General features: G+C 70.3%; 16 protein-coding genes and 1 tRNA gene. 15 read left to right on the plus strand and 2 right to left on the minus strand.

Annotated elements, in window-relative coordinates; genetic code table 11:
- Nucleotides 1-13 precede the first annotated feature (13 nt).
- The 10 genes from PFX90_RS04915 to mtnA all read left to right on the plus strand — a co-directional run bounded on the left by PFX90_RS04915 (nucleotide 14) and on the right by mtnA (nucleotide 9,922).
- Entirely contained in the window at nucleotides 14-1,147 is a 1,134-nt protein-coding gene (locus PFX90_RS04915; RefSeq protein ID WP_285711274.1) for a hypothetical protein, read from the plus strand.
- Entirely contained in the window at nucleotides 1,144-1,707 is a 564-nt protein-coding gene (locus PFX90_RS04920; RefSeq protein WP_285711275.1) for a hypothetical protein, read from the plus strand. The genes PFX90_RS04915 and PFX90_RS04920 overlap by 4 nt, the downstream gene beginning before the upstream one ends.
- The gene (locus PFX90_RS04925; RefSeq protein WP_285711276.1) at nucleotides 1,700-2,809 is read left to right on the plus strand and encodes a DUF1176 domain-containing protein; all 1,110 of its coding nucleotides are present in this window, start codon (nucleotides 1,700-1,702) and stop codon (nucleotides 2,807-2,809) included. Before PFX90_RS04920 ends, PFX90_RS04925 begins: the two co-directional genes overlap by 8 nt.
- A gap of 45 nt (nucleotides 2,810-2,854) precedes the next feature.
- Complete coding sequence (locus tag PFX90_RS04930; protein ID WP_285711277.1) at nucleotides 2,855-4,771, plus strand: sensor histidine kinase; 1,917 nt, start codon at nucleotides 2,855-2,857, stop codon at nucleotides 4,769-4,771.
- Nucleotides 4,772-4,853: 82 nt separating this feature from the next.
- Entirely contained in the window at nucleotides 4,854-5,786 is a 933-nt protein-coding gene (locus PFX90_RS04935) for a hypothetical protein (RefSeq protein WP_285711278.1), read from the plus strand.
- A 66-nt stretch (nucleotides 5,787-5,852) separates the two neighbouring features.
- Complete coding sequence (locus PFX90_RS04940; protein WP_285711279.1) at nucleotides 5,853-7,013, plus strand: aminotransferase; 1,161 nt, start codon at nucleotides 5,853-5,855, stop codon at nucleotides 7,011-7,013.
- Entirely contained in the window at nucleotides 7,013-7,630 is a 618-nt protein-coding gene (locus PFX90_RS04945; RefSeq protein ID WP_285711280.1) for a methylthioribulose 1-phosphate dehydratase, read from the plus strand. The genes PFX90_RS04940 and PFX90_RS04945 overlap by 1 nt, the downstream gene beginning before the upstream one ends.
- Entirely contained in the window at nucleotides 7,627-8,181 is a 555-nt protein-coding gene (locus PFX90_RS04950; RefSeq protein ID WP_285711281.1) for a 1,2-dihydroxy-3-keto-5-methylthiopentene dioxygenase, read from the plus strand. The genes PFX90_RS04945 and PFX90_RS04950 overlap by 4 nt, the downstream gene beginning before the upstream one ends.
- Complete coding sequence (mtnC, locus tag PFX90_RS04955; protein WP_285711282.1) at nucleotides 8,178-8,867, plus strand: acireductone synthase; 690 nt, start codon at nucleotides 8,178-8,180, stop codon at nucleotides 8,865-8,867. Before PFX90_RS04950 ends, mtnC begins: the two co-directional genes overlap by 4 nt.
- Nucleotides 8,864-9,922 (plus strand): S-methyl-5-thioribose-1-phosphate isomerase, encoded by a 1,059-nt coding sequence (mtnA, locus tag PFX90_RS04960; protein ID WP_285711283.1) that lies wholly within the window; start codon nucleotides 8,864-8,866, stop codon nucleotides 9,920-9,922. The genes mtnC and mtnA overlap by 4 nt, the downstream gene beginning before the upstream one ends.
- A 57-nt stretch (nucleotides 9,923-9,979) precedes the next feature.
- Here the strand turns inward: mtnA and PFX90_RS04965 are convergent.
- Both PFX90_RS04965 and PFX90_RS04970 read right to left on the minus strand, forming a co-directional pair.
- A tRNA-Leu gene (locus PFX90_RS04965) sits at nucleotides 9,980-10,066 on the minus strand.
- A 123-nt stretch (nucleotides 10,067-10,189) separates the two neighbouring features.
- Nucleotides 10,190-11,227, minus strand: coding sequence for a zinc-ribbon domain-containing protein (locus PFX90_RS04970; protein ID WP_285711284.1), 1,038 nt, complete (start codon nucleotides 11,225-11,227; stop codon nucleotides 10,190-10,192).
- 167 nt (nucleotides 11,228-11,394) lie between these two features.
- Between PFX90_RS04970 and ftsE the strand changes: the two genes are divergently transcribed.
- From ftsE to PFX90_RS04995, 5 genes are all read left to right on the plus strand, one after another.
- Nucleotides 11,395-12,126 (plus strand): cell division ATP-binding protein FtsE, encoded by a 732-nt coding sequence (gene ftsE, locus PFX90_RS04975; protein WP_285711285.1) that lies wholly within the window; start codon nucleotides 11,395-11,397, stop codon nucleotides 12,124-12,126.
- Complete coding sequence (locus PFX90_RS04980) at nucleotides 12,123-13,064, plus strand: cell division protein FtsX (protein WP_285711286.1); 942 nt, start codon at nucleotides 12,123-12,125, stop codon at nucleotides 13,062-13,064. Before ftsE ends, PFX90_RS04980 begins: the two co-directional genes overlap by 4 nt.
- Nucleotides 13,065-13,074: 10 nt before the next feature.
- On the plus strand, nucleotides 13,075-13,605 hold the full coding sequence (locus tag PFX90_RS04985) for a YdcF family protein (protein ID WP_285711287.1): 531 nt from the start codon (nucleotides 13,075-13,077) through the stop codon (nucleotides 13,603-13,605).
- Nucleotides 13,602-14,294 carry a lysophospholipid acyltransferase family protein gene (locus tag PFX90_RS04990; protein WP_285711288.1) on the plus strand — a complete coding sequence of 231 codons (693 nt, stop codon included), beginning with the start codon at nucleotides 13,602-13,604 and terminating at the stop codon, nucleotides 14,292-14,294. Before PFX90_RS04985 ends, PFX90_RS04990 begins: the two co-directional genes overlap by 4 nt.
- Nucleotides 14,295-14,396: 102 nt before the next feature.
- Nucleotides 14,397-16,190, plus strand: a complete 1,794-nt coding sequence (locus tag PFX90_RS04995; protein ID WP_285711289.1) for a DUF1800 domain-containing protein — start codon at nucleotides 14,397-14,399, stop codon at nucleotides 16,188-16,190.
- Nucleotides 16,191-16,203 lie beyond the last annotated feature (13 nt).

Below are 16,203 nucleotides of genomic sequence, written 5' to 3' on the forward strand. Positions count from 1 at the left end.
ACGAGCAAGGCACATGGCAGCCCTCGGACTGTCATGGGCCTTGCTCCTTGGGGCGGTGGCGGTGCCGGCGAGCGCCGCGCCGCCGCCCTCCGAAATGCCCCGCTTCCTGCGCCAGCTCGACCGGGCGGTGAATGCGGGCGACTGGACGCTGCAATGCAATTCGTCGCAGTTCTGCCAGATCATCGGCGTGGTGCGCCCACCGCGCGACCACATCGGGGTGCGCACCGTGGTGATGATCGAGCGCGGGGTCGGGGCGGGCGAGGCCCCGCGCCTGCGCCTCGCTTTCCTCGATTCGCTGGGCGATCTTGCCGTGCCCGCGCCCGAAGACCATTGGCGGCTGGTGTCGCGCGGGCTGATGCGCGGCAAGGCCCTGCCGCTCGGGCTGGGGCCGGTCGAGCCGGACGGCGCCTACCGCGCCTCGCCGCAAGCCGCCGCCGCCATCATCGCCGCGCTGCAAAGCTGGCCGGGGGCGGCGGTGCATAATGGCGAGCGGCGGATCGCCCGGATGCCGCGCGGCGATCTCGCGCGGCTGATGCGGCGGATGGAGCGGCTCCAGCACCCCGGCGCGGACCCGCTCACCCCCGAAGAGCGCTCGGCATGGCTTCAGGAATACCACTACACCATCCTGCCCCCCGGCGCGGCCGAGGCGGTCGAGGGCCGCGCGCCGGACGCGGTCGAGCGGGCCTGCCCCGGCCGCGCGCTCGCCAACCGGCCCTTCCTGTTCCGCATCGGCCCGGCCCACCGCCTGTGGATCGCCGAATGCCCCGAGGGCAACCGCATCTTCCTCCACCCCGATGGCGCCGAGCCGATCCTGTTCGAGATGCGCGACGCCGGCGGCACGATCCAACCCCACGACTATGCCGGGGTGGACGGTGACGGGCTGCTGGTGCTGCACCTCCTCGGCAAGAACCAGCGCACCGATTGCGGCCAGCGGGTCAGGTTCGGCTGGACGGGGAGCGGTTTTGCCATGATTCTCCAGCAGCGCTATGCCCGCTGCCGCGGCGTGCCGCACGAGTTCTGGCCGCGCGTCTGGTATCCGACCAGCTGGCGCTATGCCGATGCACCCCCCTCGGATGGAGGGAATGCGCCCACTCCCCCGCAGGAGATAAACCTCCCGCCGGCAGACCAAGGGGGGAGCCCACCATGAATATCGCCGTCCGGCCGCTGATCGGCCTCATCATCAAGTGCGCGGCGCTGATCGCGCTGATCTTCGCTTTCGTCTTCTTCATGCGGATGCAGGAGGAGCAGTCCATCACCGATCGCTACCGCAAGGAGGGCACCGTTTCCCGCGCGGTGGTGACCGGCATGGAGACCGACGAGCTCGTCAAGCGCGGGCGCAAGGGCCGCAGCACCAAGACCGAAATCCAGGTGCTGAGCGTGCGCTTCAACCCCAAATCGACCCTTGCCTTTCGGGACTATGAGGACGGGGTCGAGGTCCCCGCCGCGCCGCCTTCCACTGGGGGCGCGGCGGAGGATTGGCAGTTCGAGGACGTCATCTGGGTGACGAAGGATGTCTACGAGCGCACCAAGATCGGCGACAGCTTCATCGTGGTCGACACGCCCTACAGCGATGACGGGCCCGAGCTGATCGAGGACATCCGCGGCTTCGATCCGGCGAGCTTCTATCCCGGCATCGCGATTTCGCTGGTGCTTGCCGTGGTGCTGGCGGCGGTGGGCTGGCTCGGGCCGTGGAAGCGTCGTGGCTAGGATCGGACCGGAGGTCGGACTTGCGCTCGGCCTGCTGCTGGCGGTTCCGGCCGCAGCGGAGGACTCCCCGCCCGGCGACTGGACCGCGCCGGAAGTCGCCGAATTTGCCGACTGGTCGGTCGCCTGCGACAATGCCCGCGATTGCACCGCTGTCAGCATCTCGCGCGAGCTTGTGGCGCGCATCAGCCAAGGCGACCAGGGCGATTATGCGCAGCCCAAACTCTGGGTGAAGCGCGCCGCCGGGCCGGACGCGCGCCTGCGGGTGTTCCTCGACACCACCGTCTGGGGCGAGTCGGGCGGGGGCGAGGCGCCTACGACACTCCACGTCTACACCGATTGCGATGGCGACTGCACGGGCCGCCCTTATCGCCTGATCGCGCGCGAGCCGGGGCGTCTCGAACTCGCGCCTTCCGACGTCGCCGCCTTCCTCGCCGAGAGCGCTGCCACGCCGCGCGCCGCGACCCGCTTTGCCGACGGGCGGATGCACGGGATCATCACCACCGCCGGGATGACCGCCGCGCTGCGCTTCATCGACGAGAGCCAAGGGCGGCGCGGCACGGTGACGGCGGCCTATGCCAAGGGGCCGAAGCCCGCCCGCACCGTCCCGCCCGCGCCGCCGCGCGAACGGGTGCGCGTGACGCGCGGCGAGGAGGCGGAACCCCACGCCGCCCCCGCCATCGAAGCCGCGCTGTTCGTCGCGCGCGCAAAGGACTGCCCCGATGTCGACCTCGACGGCCCCGACCCTCACCGCGCACGCTGGAAGCTGGCGAGCGGGGAATATCTCTGGGCGCTCGGCTGTTCGGGCAACCCCCACGCCCCCCGCCGCCTGTGGCTGGTCGAGACGCCGGGCAAGGGGATCGCGACCGCGAGCTTCCCGCGCCCCGAACAGGGCCGCGCGGCGCTCCAAGGGGTGCTCCCCGACAGCGCCTTCGATCCGGCGAGCGGGATGCTCACCGCCTATGCCGGGCGGATGTGCGGCTGGCGGCGGCGCTGGGCGTGGACGGGCGCGGCGTTCGAATTGGTCGACGCGGTGGAAATGCCGTCCTGCATCGGCATCCCGCTCCACCAGTGGCTCCAGACCTATAGGGCGGTCCCGGATTGACTTTCGGCGCTGCCGCTCAGAGCATTTCGAAAAGAGGGGGGGAACATGACGCTGTCGCCAGCCTTGCGCACCGGACTTCTGGCCGCGCTGTTCCTGCTGTTCTCGCAGGTGCTGTTCTGGCCGCTTGTCGACTTTGCCGAGCGCATCGCCCGCCCCGCCGCGATCGACCCGCGCCCTGCCATCACCTTCACCGCGCTCGATGAAAACCGCAAGGTGATCGCGGGCGGCGAGGTCTTCACCGCCAAGCGCCAGAAGCAGCAGGGCTATTACGCCCCGCTGGTGCCGGGCGCGACCTATGCGCGCTTTGCCATTCCCTTCGCGGTGATCGACCCGGCGGCCCCGACCGGCTTCTACATGTCGCTGCGCGACGATGTCGCCGAGGTACGGGTGAACGGCATGATCGCCCAGCCCGAGGTCACCGTCTCGCGCCAGCAGGGCAGCGTCAATGTCGGCCCGCATTTCGTGCCCCTGCCGCCCGCCGCGCTGCGCAAGGGGGCGAATGTGCTCGAGCTCGACGTGCGGGTGACGGGCACGGTCAACGACTTCCCCACCTTCGCCATCGGCGATGCCGACGCGCTCGCCCGCGCGCACCGCTGGCGCACCTTCATGCTGCTCGACCTGCCGCTGGCGGGGATCGCGATCCAGCTGTTCACCGTGCTGCTGTGCGCGGTGGTGGTGTGGCCGCGCGAGGACCGGCCGCGGATCAACGCGATCATGCTGCTGCTGGGCCTCAGCGCCGCATCGACCGCGGTGCTCTCCTATCTCCCGCCCAGCTGGCCTGTCACAATTACCATCTGGCTTTACATGCTCACCAGCTGCGGGATCGGTCTGTCGGCGATACAATACGCCCAAAGCGACGGCGCGGTGAAAGTCCTTCCCGGCAAGGTGATGCGCTGGGCGTGGTTGGCGCTGCCGGTGGTGCTGGGCGTGCCGATGCTGTGGGCGACCATCGAGCCCGCGAGCGCGCCCGCACTGTTCGCCGGTTCCCTCAAGGCCTCGTTCTGGTTCGTCAGCGCCCTGTGCGCGCTCGCAGCGGTGCTGCTCGCGGTGGCGGCGGCGCGCGGGGGCATGGCCTTCTGGTTCGAGCGGCTGGTGCTGACCGTCAGCTTCTGCTTCTTCATCCTCGATCGGCTGGGGAGCGTCTTCGAGCTGCATTCGCTGCTCGACCCGGCCGTGCCGCTGACCCTGCCGTGGTCGCCCATCGTCGGCGTGCCGCTGGGCCTGTCGATGATCCTGTCTCTGGCGCGGCAGGCGAGCGAGGCGCGGCGCACCGTGGTGCAATCCAACGCCATCCTTGCCGCCGAACTGGTCCAGCAGAACGCCAAGCTCGAGGCGAGCTACGAGGCGCAAAAGCAGATGCTCCAGCGCGAGGTGATGCTGGTCGAGCGGCAGCGGATCGTGCGCGACATGCATGACGGGATCGGCGGCCAGCTGCTCGGGCTGATGATGCAGGTGCGGGGCGGGGGCGCTTCGCCGGTCGAGGTCGAGCAGGGCCTGCAAGCCAGCATCGCCGACCTGCGGCTGATCGTCGATTCGATGGACTCGGCCGAAGAGGGTCTCGCCGAAACCCTGCGATCCTTCGAGCACCGCGTCCGCAGCCAGATCGAGGCGGCGGGCATCGCGCTCGAATTCTTCGCCGAGGTGGATGAAGCCATCGACCTCGGCCCGCGCCCGACCTTGCAGGTTCTGCGTATCCTCCAGGAGGCGGTGACCAACGCGATGCGCCATTCGGGCGCGCGGCGGATCACGGTGAAGAGCCTCGCGCCCGCGGGCGGCCCGATCCGCATCGCGATCAGCGACGACGGCACGGGGCTACCGGAGGGCTACCGGCGCGGGCGCGGGCTCACCAGCATGGAGACCCGCGCGCGCCATCTGGGCGGACAGCTGACCATCGCAACCGGGCCGGAGGGCACGCGGCTGTCGCTGGAAGTGCCAGTCTCCGCCGCCGCCGCCGCCGACTGACTCCCCCCTGCGCCTGAGGGGATTGGCCGCGCAGGGCGGCAGGCGCACCCTTCCGGCGGAATGACCGGAAGGGGAGACCACCATGCGCCGCCTTGCACCCGCCCTCGCCCTCGCGCTCGCCGCGCTGCTCGCGAGCCAGCCTGCCGCCGCCCAGCGCCAGCCGCGCGGGGGAGGGGGCGGCGCCGCGAGCACCGCCGCCGAACCCGACAGCCCCAACCCGGTCAAGCGCACCTGGGACTTCACCAAGCGCTTCGGCATCCCGCGCTTCGACCCGCAGGACTGCGCGAGCGACCCCGCGCGGCTCGCGGCCTTCCTCGGCGACTACAATGCCCGGGTCGACCGCTTCCTCGCCGGGCCGACCGATCCCAAGAAGCTGGGGCTTGAGCGGCGCAATTACGTCAAGCAGGTCGAAGGCGCCGCGCGCGACATCGCCGCCTATGCCGAGACCTTCGCCAGCACCGGCGTGCGCTCGCCCGACAGCTACGTCCCGCCGCTTGGCGACGACATCTGCCGCGCCGAGATGCAGCGCCACCAGCTGCTGGCGCTGAGGTCGGGGCTGGCGGCCATCGCGCGGGTCTATCCCGACATGGCCGAGGTCGCCCCGCAAATCGCCGCCGCCGACGCGGCGCTGGCGGAAATCGGCAATGACGCGGCCCTGCGCCAGCACGTCGCCGCCAACCGCAGCGCCAGCCTCGCCAAGGTGCGCATGAAGCCCCCGGTCGCGAGTAACCCCGCGTGGGAGAAGGGCCTGCGCGAAGGCTTCGCGCGCCTCGTGCCGGGCGAGACGATCCTCAAGCTCCACCTCTACAGCGCCGACTGGTATGTTCATCGCAACGAACTCACAAGCGTGCCCGAATACCGCCAGATCGGTGCCTGGGTCGCCTCCCGCCGCGCCGACGGGACGTGCTGGATCAATGGCATCGACCTGTGGCAGGACTTCACCGGCAGCGGGTTCGACAGCGGCCAGTACAAGCTCGGCGAGGCCCCGCGGCAGATCCTCTGCGCGAACCTCTAGCGCGGTTGCGCGGGGCCCATCCCCCCGCCATAGTGCCCCCGGCTTCGGGAATGGCGCGAGTGGCAGATGGCGGTGATTGAAGGTCTCGGCGTTCCGGCGACCACGATTTTCGAGCGCATGTCGCGGGCAGCAGCCGAGACCGGGGCGATCAACCTCGGGCAGGGCTTTCCCGACCTCGCCGATCCGCCCGAGCTGATCGCGGCGGCGCAGCGCGCGCTGACGGGCAAGAGCAATCAATATCCGCCGATGCGGGGCTTGCGCGAACTGCGCCAATCGGTCGCGGGCTTCTATGCGCGCGAGCAGGGGTTGGCGCTGGACGAGAGCCAGGTGCTCGTCACCTCCGGCGCGACCGAGGCGCTGGCGGCCTCGATCCTCGCGCTGGTGCGCCCGGGGGACGAGGTGGTGCTGGTCCAGCCGCTCTACGATGCCTACCTGCCGCTGGTGGAGCGCGCGGGCGGGATCGCGCGCTTCGTCGACCTGACGCCGCCCGCATGGACCCTGCCGCTCGATGCGCTCGAAGCGGCGATGAGCGAGCGCACGCGCCTCTTGGTGCTCAACACCCCGAACAACCCCACCGGCAGCCTGATCGACCGCGCGACATGGGAGGCGATCGGCGTGCTGGCCGAGCGTCACGATTGTCTGGTGCTGTGCGACGAGGTGTGGGAGGCGATGCTCACCGAGGGGGCGGCACATGTCTCGCCGCTCGCGGTGCCGGGCCTGCGGGATCGCGCGATAAAGATCGGCTCGGCGGGCAAGATCTTCTCGCTCACCGGGTGGAAGGTCGGCTGGGCCTGCGCCCGGCCCGAGCTGATCGCGGCGATCGGGGCGAGCCACCAGTTCCTCACCTTCACCACCCCGCCCGCGCTGCAATGGGCCGTGGCCGAGGGGCTCGATCTGTCGGCCGCCTGGCACGCCGGGCATCGCGCGCGCTATCACGCGGGCCGGGCGCGGCTGGTCGCGGGCTTGGAGCAGGCGGGCTATGTCGTGCTCCCCAATGCCGCGACGTGGTTCGTCACTATCGACCTTGCCGCATCAGGCATCGCCTTGGACGACGTCACCTTCTGCGAGCGCTCGATCCCCGAGGCGGGGGTCGCCGCGATCCCGATCAGTTCCTTCTATGCGCGGGGCCCCCTCACCGGCTATGTGCGCCTCTGCTTCGCCAAGGGGGACGACACGCTGGATGCGGCGGTCAGTCGCTTGGCCCGTTTTCGCAAGAGTCTGATCTGATGGATTTCGCCACTGCCGCCGGGTTGATCGTGGAAGCCGGCCGCCGCCTCGATGCGCGCGGGCTGGCGCCGGCCACCGCCGGGAATTACTCGGTTCGCCTCGATGATGGCAGCATCGCCGTCACCGTGTCGGGCGCGCACAAGGGGCGGCTGACGAGCGATAATGTCATGCGCGTCGATGCCGCAGGCCGCGCGCTCGACGCCAAGCGGCCTTCTGCGGAAACGCTGCTGCATTGCCTCGTCTATGAACTCGATGCGAGTGCCGGGGCGGTGCTCCACACGCATTCGGTGAGCGGCACGGTGCTGAGCCGCGCGCTGGGGGACGCGATTGTCCTCACCGGCTACGAGCTGCTCAAGATCTTTCCGGGCAACGACACCCACGACACCAGCATCGCCCTGCCGCTGGTCGACAACAGCCAGGACATGGCGGCGCTGGCCGAAGAGCTGCGTCCGCTGATCGCCGCGCAGCAGCCGATCGTCCCCGCCTTCTACATCCGTGGCCACGGTCTCTATGCCTGGGGCCCGACAATGGACGCCGCCGAGAACATGGTCGAAGCCGTCGAATTCCTGCTCACCTGCGCGTGGGAGGAGTTGAAGCACCAAGGAGCCCGCCCGTGACAAGCCTGACCCAGTATGCCGACGCCGCGCCCCACGATGTGCAGCAGCACCTCGACGACTTCCCCGCCATCGCCGCCGCGCTCGCACCGCATGGCATCGTGCTCGAGCGGTGGGACGCCTCCGCCCCGCTCGCCGCCGATGCGAGCGACGCGGACATTCTCGCCGCCTATGCGGGGCACCTCGATGCGCTGGTGGCGCGCGGCGGCTACCAGAGCGTCGACGTGCTGCGCCTCGCCCCCGATCATCCCCAGCGCGCCGAACTGCGCGCCAAGTTCCTCGCCGAGCATATCCATGACGACGACGAGGTGCGCTTCTTCGTCGAGGGCGCGGGCCTGTTCTACATCCATGCGGGCGGGCAGGTGCACGCGCTCGAGTGCACCGCGGGCGATCTGATCGCGGTCCCGGCGGGGACGCAGCACTGGTTCGACACCGGCGCGCGGCCGAGCTTCACCGTCATCCGCCTGTTCACCACCCCCGATGGCTGGGTGGCGCGCTTCACCGGCGATCCGATTGCGGAAAGCATCCCGCTCTACGAGGGCGTGGCTGCGTGACACCGCGCGCGATCCTCACCGATATCGAGGGCACCACGTCGAGCATCGCCTTCGTCCACGAGGTGCTGTTCCCCTATAGCCGCGCGCGGCTGGCGGACTATGTGGCGCAGCGCGCGGCAGACCCGGGCGTGGCGGCGATCCTTGACCAGGTGCGCGCCGAGGCAGGAGCGCCGCTCGACCTTGCAGGCTGCACCGCGCTGCTGACCGAATGGCACGATGCCGACCGCAAGATCGCGCCCCTCAAGTCGCTCCAGGGCCTGATCTGGGCCGAGGGCTATGCGGCGGGGGAGCTTCAGGGCCATGTCTATGCCGATGCGGTCGAGGGCCTCAGGCGCTGGCACGCGCGGGGGATTGCGCTGCATGTCTATTCCTCGGGCTCGGTCGCGGCGCAGAAGCTGATCTTCGGGCACACAGCATATGGCGACCTGACGCCCTTGTTCTCCGGCTATTTCGACACGGCTGTCGGGGGCAAGAAGGAGGCGGGCTCCTACGCCGCGATTGCGCGCGCCATCGGGGTTGCGCCCGCCGAGATCCTGTTCCTCTCCGATGTCGAGGCGGAACTTGCTGCTGCCGCCGCCGCCGGGCTTGGCGTGACCTTGCTCGCCCGCGACGGCCTGCCCGCAGCCTCGCCCTACCCCGTGGCCGAAAGCTTCGACACCATCCTCCCGGCCGAGGCCATCGCATGAGGATCGCAGGCACCGTCACCCGTTCGATCTGGCTCGAGCCCGATGGCTGGAGCGTCGGCATCTTCGACCAGCGCCGCCTGCCTTGGGCGGTCGAGCGCATGACCCTGCGCAGCGATCACGAGGCCGCCGTCGCCATCGCCGATATGGCGACGCGCGGCGCGCCGATGATCGGGGCGGTCGCGGCCTATGGCCTCGCTTTCGGCCTCGCCGCCGACCCCTCCGACGCGGGCCTCGCCGCCAGTTTCGAGCGGCTGCGCGTTACCCGCCCGACCGCGGTGAACCTGCTCTGGGCGCTCGAACGGGTGCGGCGTGTCGTCCTGCCGCTCCCGCCCGGCGAGCGCACCACCGCCGCCCATGCCGAGGCGGGCCGCATCTGCGACGAGGATGTGGCGATGAACGCCGCAATCGGCGAGGCGGGGCTCGGCCTCATCCGCGCGGTCGCGGAGCGGAAAGGCGGCCAGCCGGTGAACATCCTCACCCATTGCAACGCCGGCTGGCTCGCCACGGTCGACTGGGGCACCGCGACCGCCCCAATGTACCGCGCGCATGACGCCGGGATAGCGCTCCACGTCTGGGTCGACGAGACCCGCCCGCGCAACCAGGGCGCGCTCACCGCCTTCGAACTGGCCGAGCACGGCATCCCCCACAGCTACATCGTCGACAACGCAGGGGGCCTCCTGATGCAGCGGGGCGAGGTCGACATGGTGATTGTCGGCACCGACCGGGTGACCGCCAATGGCGACGTCTGCAACAAGATCGGCACCTATCTGAAGGCGCTGGCGGCGCGGGCGCATGACGTGCCGTTCTATGTCGCGCTGCCCTCCTCGACCTACGACCCGGCCACCCCGACCGGGGCCGACGTGCCGATCGAGGAGCGTTCGGGCGAGGAAGTCGCGGCGGTGCTGGGGGAGGGCGGCCAGAAGGTCACCGTCACCCGCTCGCCGGTGCGCAATCCGGCCTTCGACATCACGCCGGCGGCGCTGGTGACCGGCTACATCACCGAAAAGGGCATCGCCCCCGATGCCCGCGCGCTGGCGCAAGCCCTGCGAGCCTGAGCCCGCGCCGGAGCAGGGTGCCCGAAGGCAAAATCTCGATTTTCCGAAGAGAGAATTTGGTGCGGTCGAGAAGACTCGAACTTCCACGGGCTTTCGCCCACAACGACCTCAACGTTGCGCGTCTACCAGTTCCGCCACGACCGCACTCGGGGTTTGCCGGGGCAGCAAGAAACGCTGGCCCCGCGGTAGGAGGGCGCCCCTAGCAAGGGGTCTGCCCGCGTGCAAGCACTTTGAGGGATGCCCGCAAAAACCCCTTCTTGCGAGGGGTCAGCGGTGCGCCCAGCCGATCGCGGCACCGGCGGCGCCGGCGGGAATGTCGGTGATCGCCTCGGTCACGGTGACGGTTTCGCCCGGGGCGAGGCGGCGCTTGGAGGGCACCACTTCCCAATCGCCGATCGGCCGCTCGCGCCGGTCGGAGAACACCACCAGCAGCTTGGGCACATCGAGGCTCTCGCTCGCGGTGTTGCTGATCGTGCCGCGCACCCGGAAGATTTCCTGCCCGTTCTCGAGCGTTTCCTTCTTCTGCTCGCCTCTGGGGAAATCGAGCTTCAGCTCCGGCCGGCCGATCCCGAAGGTGGGGCGCTGGAGCGGGAGCCATTCGGGCAGGCCGTAGTAATTGACCGCGAACGCGGTGCCGCCTGCCAGCGCCGCGAAGATGATCACCGCGATGGTCCACATCCGCGCCGGATTGCGGCGGCGGGTGAAGGGCGCGCGGTAATCGAATTGCGAGCCGTCCTCGCCGTCCTCCTCGTCATCCCCGGCATAGGGCGCGGGGTCGCCGAAAGGAGGATCGGCGTAGTCCTCCTCCGCCTCGGCGGACGGATCGGGGAAGGCGGGGACCGGCGCGGGCTCGGGCGCGGCGCGCTCAACGGGGGGCGGCGCGGTTTCGGGCTGGCCCTGCGCATTGAGCCCGCGGCGCAGCGCGCGCATCGCGAGCGAGGCATCGGCGTCATCGTAATCCGCGCCGGCCGGGCTGCTGCCGGTGGGCTCGGGCGTGCGCCAGTGGCTGATCGAGGGACCATCGCGCTGCGGTTCGGGCGCAGGTTCGGGTGCGGCGCGCTCGACCGGAGGAGGTGGCGGCGGAGGCGGCGGCGGAGGCGGCGGGGGTGGCGGAGGAGCAGCCACAGGCTCGACCGCGGGGGCCTGCGGGGGCGGCGCCTGCGGTGCAGGGGCAAGCGGAAGCTCGGGCGGATCCTGATACCAGCTGTGCTTGCACTTGGCGCAGCGCACGGTGCGCCCCTCGCTGCCGATGGCAGCGTCGGGGACCGCATAGCGGGTGCCGCAGGCTGGGCAGGCGATAATCATGTCACAATCGGCAATAGTCCTCGCGTTTTTTCGCACAAGAGCGCGTGCGGCACATGCCCGTATTTACCCTCTGTTTTCCACATTGCGGGGGCTAAATCGTCGCTCCGGGCCGTTGTCGGTCGATCTGCGGCTTTCCCGCCGCCCGCCCCCCTGTTAGGTGCGCCTGCATGAGCGAAAACCTCGCGGGCCATGTGAAATTCGACAATGTCGGGCTGCGCTACGGCACCGACCCCGAGGTGCTGAGCAACCTCAGCTTCACGCTCTACCCCGGCAGCTTCTACTTCCTCACCGGCGCGAGCGGCGCCGGCAAGACCAGCCTGCTGAAGATGCTCTACCTCGCGCAGGCGCCTTCGCGCGGGGCGATCCGGATGTTCGGGCAGGATCTGGTGACGATGCCGCGCAGCCGCCTGCCCGAGCTGCGCCGCCATCTTGGCGTGGTGTTCCAGAACTTCCGCCTCGTCCCCTACCTCACCGCCTTCGACAATGTCGCCCTGCCGCTGCGGCTGGCGGGGACCGAGGAGAAGAAGGTCCAGCGCGCGGTCGGCGACATGCTCGAATGGGTCGGCCTCGCGCACCGCGCCCATGCCGTGCCGCCCACCATGTCGGGGGGCGAACAGCAGCGCGTCGCCATCGCCCGCGCGGTGATCGCGCGGCCCAGGATGCTGATCGCCGACGAGCCGACCGGCAACGTCGACCCGGACATGGCGCTGAAGCTGCTGCGGCTGTTCGAGGCCTTGAACAACCGCGTCGGCACCACGGTGGTGGTCGCGACCCACGACGTGCACTTGCTGAAGAAGGTCCCGGATTCGCTCATCATGCGGCTCCACAAGGGCCAGCTCTCCGACCCCACCGGCGCGCTGCGCTATCCCCCCAAACCGGGCGGGAGCAGCGCGCCATGAGCAGCCTCCCCCCGCTCCCCGCCGAGGCCGAGGAGGGCGAACCCGCCCTCGAGCGTCCGAAAGGGCGCGCCGCCGCGCGGCTGCTGCCCCCGCAGCGCCTGACCGGCCCGATCCCCTGGATGATCGCGATCCTGATCGCGCTGGTGGTGATCGCGGCCGCCGGCGGCCTCGCGCTGCGCAACCTCTCCAATGCGGCCAGTTCCAGCCTGTCGAGCGCGGTGAGCGTGCAGGTGATCGAGCCCAACCCCGATCTGCGCGCCGACCGGACCGCCGCCGCGGTCAAGGTTCTCACCGGCCTGCCCGGCGTCACTGCGGTGCGCACGGTGCCCGAGGCGGAGCTGGTCGCGATGCTCGAGCCGTGGCTGGGCGCGGGGGCTTCCAGCGGCGACGTGCCGATCCCGGCGCTGATCGACGTCGAACTCGCCGAGAGCGCGGGGCCGGCCGAGGTCGCGCGGATCGCGGAAGCGGTGAAGGCGCAGGTGCCCGGCAGTCGGGTCGACGCGCAGGGCGATTTCCTCGTCCCCGTCAACGACGCGCTGGTCGCGGTGCAATGGCTGGTGTTCGCGGTCGCGGTGATGGTCGCGCTGGCGACCGCGGCGGCGGTGTGGCTGGCAGCGAAGAACGCCTTTGTGGCGGCGCGCGACACCGTCGAGATCATGCACCTCTTGGGCGCCAGCGATCGCCAGATCGCCGCGGTGTTCCTGCGCGACGTGCTGCGCGAGGCGGTGCTCGGCGCGGCTTTGGGCGCAGGGATCGGGGTCGCGGCGGTGTGGCTGCTCGGCCAGCAATTCGCCGCGCTGGGTAGCGGGATGGTGAGCGGCGGGGTGTTGACGCTCACCGACTGGCTGGTGATCGGCGCGGTTCCGCTGGCAGGCGTGCTGCTGGCGGGCCTGACCGCGCGCATCACCATTGCACTGGCCCTCAAGGACATGCTCTAGGGCGATTGCAATGATCCGCCGCGCAATCTCTCTGGCCGTTCTGGTCTGGGCCCTCGGGTTCCTGTGGTTCGTGGTGTTCCTGCCGCGGCCCTCGCAAGGGGTGAAGACCGACGCGGTGATCGCGCTGACCGGCGGCCCGGGGCGGATCGCGCGCGGCCTCGCGGTGCTTGACCGCGGGCTGGCGAAGAAGATGCTGGTGAGCGGGGTCGACAAGGAAGTGCGCCCGCAGGAATTCGCCGCCCAGTTCGGCGTCTCGCCCAAGACCATGGCGTGCTGCGTCACCCTTGGCTTCGCCGCTGTCGACACCCGCTCCAACGCTTCGGAGACCGCCAAGTGGGTGGCGCAGAACGAGGTCCGCTCCTTGCGCCTCGTCACCACCGACTGGCACATGCGCCGCGCCGCTGCGGAGCTTGACCGCACCCTCCCCGACCACGTCACCGTGATCCGCGACGCGGTGCCCTCGCAGCCCGACCTCGGCACGCTGTTCCTCGAATATCACAAGCTGATCGCGAGCCGCGCGGCAGGCATGGTCGACCTTTGAGAACCCTGCTGGCGGCCCTGCGCTCCCTCGTGTTCTACGTGCTGTTCTATGGCGGCAGCGCGGCGCTGGTGGTCGCCTCGGTGGTGGCGGTGGCGGCGCGGCCCGGCTGGCTGCGCGGCATCGTCGCGCGCTGGGGGCGCTGGCACCTGTGGTGCGTCGAGAGCCTGCTCGGGATCGAGGTGGTGCTCGAGGGCGCGCTGCCCGACGGCCCCGTCCTGATCGCGGTCAAGCACGAGGCTTTTTTCGAGGCGATCGACACACCCCGCCTGTTCGCCTTCCCCGCGGTGTTCGCCAAGCAGGAGCTGTTCCGCATCCCCGGCTGGGGCTACTCCGCGCACGTCTACGGCCTCATCCCCGTCGCGCGCGAGGAGGGCGCCAAGGCGCTGCGCCAGATGATCGCCAGCGCGAAGGAGCGCGCCGAGGCGGGCCGCCCGCTGGTGATCTTCCCCGAGGGCACCCGCGTCCCCCACGGCGCGAGGCCGCCGCTCCAGGCGGGGTTCGCCGGGCTCTACAAGCTGCTGCGCCTGCCGGTGGTGCCGATCGCGGTGAACAGCGGCCGGCTCTACCACGCCGCGGTGAAACGCCCGGGCCGGATCACCTACAAGGTCGGCGAGACCATCCCCGCGGGGCTCTCCCGCGAGGAGATCGAGGCGCGGGTGCACATGGCGATCAACGCGCTGAACTCCTAGGTGAAAACCCGTAGCCATCGGGGACGGGTGCAGAAAATTAAGCAATTTGCAACGAAGGGAACCTAGCCCTCGGGCGTTAAAGCATCGAGGGGGTAGGGTCGCATGTATCTCGCAGATGACGAAGCTGAAGCGCCGCGGCCGGTCGAGGGCGGGCCGGCGGTCGATGCGGCGGCGGTCAAGCCGCTTGCCGCGGGCGCACTGGCGCTGGCCGCGGCGGCCTGCGGCGGGGGCGGCAGCAGCGGCGGCGGCGGCACGGGCGGGGGCGGTCCGCCGGTCACCGTGCTCAAGCCGCAGACCGATGCCGAGGCGGCGCGTTTCCTGCTCCAGGCCTCGCTCTCGGCCTCGCCCGGCGCGATCAGCGAACTGCGCAGCGAAGGCTACGTCGCCTGGCTCAACCGCCAGATGGGCACCGACAACAGCCAGACCGGCGCCGCCTTCCTCAACGCGCGCGGGTTCGACCAGGTCACCGCCGCGCGTTACTACGACGGCACGATCACCGGCGATTACATGATCTGGTCGCAGCTGCTCTCGGGCGGCAACCCGGTGCGCAAGCGCATCGCCTTCGCGCTGTCCGAGTTTTTCGTCGTCTCGCTCACCGGCATCGACATGGTCTGGCGCGCCCCCGCGATCGCGGCCTACTGGGACACGCTCAACGCCCGCGCCTTCGGCAATTTCCGCGACCTGCTGCAGGACATCACGCTCAACCCGGCGATGGGCGTGTTCCTCAACACCCGCGGCAACCGCCGCGCCGACGCCTCGGGCCGCGTGCCCGACGAAAACTACGCCCGCGAGGTGATGCAGCTGTTCACCATCGGCCTGTTCGAACTGAACGCCGACGGCACGCTGCGGACCAACGGCGGCAACCCGATCGAGACCTACACAAGCGCGGACGTGAGCAACCTCGCGCGGGTGTTCACCGGCTACGATTTCGACCGCGCGGGCCTTGCCTTCACCACCGAGGTGGGCGGCACGCGCCAGATCATCGATCCCGCCTATGCCCGCCGGCCGATGACTGCCGATCCGACCCGCTGGGTGCCGGCGCGCACCACCGGGTTCCATTCGCCCGAGGCCAAGACCTTCCTCGGCCTCACCATCCCGGCGAACACCAATGCCGCCGACAGCCTGCGGCTCGCGCTCGACCACCTGTTCAACCACCCCAATGTCGGCCCGTTCTTCGGCAAGCAGATGATCCAGCGGCTGGTGACCAGCAACCCCTCGCCCGCCTATGTCGGCCGGGTCGCGGCGGTGTTCGCCAACAACGGGCAGGGCCGGCGCGGGGACCTCGCGGCGGTGTTCCGGGCGATCCTGACCGACCCCGAGGCGCTCGACGCGGCGGGTCTTGCCAACCCCAATTTCGGCAAGCTGCGCGAACCCGTGCTGCGCTACGCCCAGCTCGCCCGCACCTTCGGGGCGCGCTCGAGCAGCGGCAACTGGCAGGTGGGCGACCTCAGCGATCCGGCGAACGGCCTCGGGCAGAGCCCGCTGCGCAGCCCGTCGGTGTTCAACTTCTTCCGCCCGGGCTACTTCCCGGCCAATACCGAAATCGCCAACCGCAGTCTGCTCGCCCCCGAATTCCAGCTGGTCAACGAGACCTCGGTGGCGGGCTATATCAACTTCCTCGAGCGCGCCATCACCGGCGGCCGCGCGCCGGTGGCCGACATCACGCTCGATTTCTCCGCCGAGATCGCCATCGCGCAGGACAGCGCCGCGCTGCTCGACCGGCTCGATCTGCTGCTGACCGGCCGCCAGCTCAGCCAAAGCGTGCGCGACACGGTGCGCGCGGCGATGGAGGATGTGGCGCTGACCGCCACTTCGACCAATGCCGAAAAGCTGCGGCGGGTGCAGATCGGGGTCGCGCTGATCCTCGCATCGACCGACTATCTGGTTCAGAAATAAGGCTCGGGGGACG

Origin of the sequence: Erythrobacter oryzae, assembly GCF_030271515.1 — a bacterium.
GTDB lineage: Bacteria > Pseudomonadota > Alphaproteobacteria > Sphingomonadales > Sphingomonadaceae > Erythrobacter > Erythrobacter oryzae.